At 23.0% G+C, this 2,442-nt stretch carries 2 protein-coding genes; both read right to left on the bottom strand.

Annotation, left to right across the window (positions count from 1 at the left end; translation table 11 throughout):
- Nucleotides 1-1,025 precede the first annotated feature (1,025 nt).
- Nucleotides 1,026-1,961, bottom strand: a complete 936-nt coding sequence (locus tag GBZ86_RS14950; protein ID WP_152891973.1) for a chymotrypsin family serine protease — start codon at nt 1,959-1,961, stop codon at nt 1,026-1,028.
- Between the two features lie 69 nt (nt 1,962-2,030).
- Nucleotides 2,031-2,312 (bottom strand): hypothetical protein, encoded by a 282-nt coding sequence (locus GBZ86_RS14945; protein ID WP_152891970.1) that lies wholly within the window; start codon nt 2,310-2,312, stop codon nt 2,031-2,033.
- Between the last annotated feature and the right edge of the window lie 130 nt (nt 2,313-2,442).

The raw sequence follows: 2,442 nt of genomic DNA, 5'->3' as shown, positions 1-2,442 counted from the left end.
AGAATTAATTTATGGCAAGTTGCTTAAAACAATACAACTTGATAAAAATATAACTACGCTTGAAGATGTTATTAATCATCTTAATAACGATTCTTTAGCTAGTTAAATTTATTGTAAAGTGGTGTAAATTAAATGAACATACTAAATATAATGAAGGTTCCATTAAAGAAATATTAACTATAAAAAAATATATGCCTTATGAAGTATTAAAAACTCTTTATTCAAGTGAAAAATTTTTAGAATTAAAACAAGAATGTTAACTCTTTTATTAATATTAGAGAATAACACAAGTAATAGTATTTTTAAAATTCTAAAGTAGTCAGATGCAATAGTTAGAAAAACTATTCATAGATATAATAAGTTTGGATTAGAAGGACTTAAAAATTTAGAACATCCTCCTAATGAAGCTATATTGAATGATGAGGAACTTAGTGTAATTGATAATGCTTTAATGAAATTTCCTCGTGACCAGAGCTTAATTATAATAATTGGGTGGGTGAACTTTTAGTTAAAACTTTACTAACTAGAACAAAAAAAGAGAAATTGTATATGATGTTACTAATGATTAAACTGATTATCTTATTTATCAATTATCTTATAAAGGAAATTTAGATAATTTTAAGCTTTTTTTAATACAATCCTTAAGAAATATATTGTTCTAAATTAAAATCAAATGAAAATGCTTTATTTAGCAACTAAAAAAATTAATTCTAAATGAACTAAAGGTTATAAAAATGCAATTTGACAATAAATGAATTAAAAATAATATTTGATGAGAAATTTAAGTAAAATAATTAAAAGAACTTTCGAGAATTATTAATACATCTCAAAAGTTCTGTAAAATATTTTTTATTGTAAACAATATACATATAACCAAAAAATATTAATTATATAAAGAAGTTATAAATACACAAATTTTCTTACTAACCCAAAAGCTATGTTATTTTAGAAACTAGCCCTCCCTCACAAGGTATTAGCAGTTAAACACTGAATTTTTTTATATAAATGTCTTTTTTATGTGTTATTTATATATATAACTCTACATTTAACGCTGTTAAAACAGTTTCCATATCAGCAAAAGTAGTAATGTTTTGTGATGATGAAGAAATAGCCTGTCCTATAGCTTCATTTTTTTCATTTAAAACTATACTTCCTGAATCTCCTTGATCTAATTGTAATTTAGCTAAGGTTAATCCTTTAAATAAAAATGGTGTTTTAAATCTTCCACCATATGAAATCTCTATAGTTGTATTAATAGTTGTTACTTCTCCCATAGTAAGTCCTGATGTTCTTCCTACTTTTTTTATTCTTTCTCCAATTACAGCTTTTGAAATTCCTGTAATTTTTCCTACTAATGCTATTTCCTTAGATTGAACTAATGAAGGCTTTATAATTTTTCCAATGGCAGCATCTACAAAATTTTCTGGTTTAGGATTTAATCTATGAAACTTAAGAGGTATAAACTCACTTAATCTTGCTACTATATCTCTTGGCGATTCTCCCCCATCTATACCTCCAGGTTGCACTAATGGAATACCAATTTCCCCTCGTGTTAAATCTGCAATAACATGATTATTAGTTAATATATAATAATCTTTTACTCCATAAGGATTATCTCTAGTAACAATACATCCTATTGTTCCTGCTTCCTTTAGATTTTGCTTTGATATGCCATAACCTGCTACTAATGGTCTAATCTTTTCTTTTAAAGATTTTTGTGCTTGTTCTCCTATTTCTATAACATCAGTCTTTATTCCCATATATGTTTTGGGAATAAAATTAGATTTATCTATTTCAGATGTTTTATTATGAACTAATACATGTACACTTAATTCACCTGTATCTTTTCCATTAATAACTTTATATCCTAATCCTACACCTATCACATTTTTAAAAGATTTTAAATAAAAATAATCTTTATCACAAATATCTGTTATTTTATTTGCTAATAATTTATCCATAAAAATTTCCTTATTTAATATTATTTACATAATTATAATATGCAAAAAAAATATTTTTGAGATAAAAAATTATTTACTTTTTTTATTTGATCTTTTTAAATCTATTTCTTTTATTTTTTCTTTTAAACCTACATTTATATTTTCTGGTTGTGAAATATAATCCAATTTTAAAGACTCATACTCTGTAATTAAAATCTGTCCTATTTTTTTATTTTTAACTTCTTGCTTACTTATGTTAACTTGTTTGTAAAAAATTTCTGAATAAATTATAAAAATTATCATTATTAAGGTAATAATAACACTTAAACCTATGCTAAAACTTCTTACTAAGTTAATTAATTTATTACTCATAATTCCTCCAATAAAATTACTATAATTTTATCTTTATATAATTCTCAAGTTTTTAATTTATATTTTAAAATCATATCTTTTTTAGTAATTAAAGTATTTTAACATTACTAAATTACTATATAATTAATAT

The organism is Clostridium tarantellae (assembly GCF_009295725.1).
Lineage (GTDB): Bacteria > Bacillota > Clostridia > Clostridiales > Clostridiaceae > Sarcina > Sarcina tarantellae.
The sequence above is the reverse complement of the archived record's forward strand: the minus strand, read 5'-3'. Positions and strand labels throughout refer to the sequence as shown.

Excerpts from the sequence above, each read along its gene's own strand:
- GBZ86_RS14950 (WP_152891973.1), bottom strand. The coding sequence starts at position 1,961 with ATGGATAAATTATTAGCAAATAAAATAACAGATATTTGTGATAAAGAT.
- GBZ86_RS14945 (WP_152891970.1), bottom strand. The coding sequence starts at position 2,312 with ATGAGTAATAAATTAATTAACTTAGTAAGAAGTTTTAGCATAGGTTTA.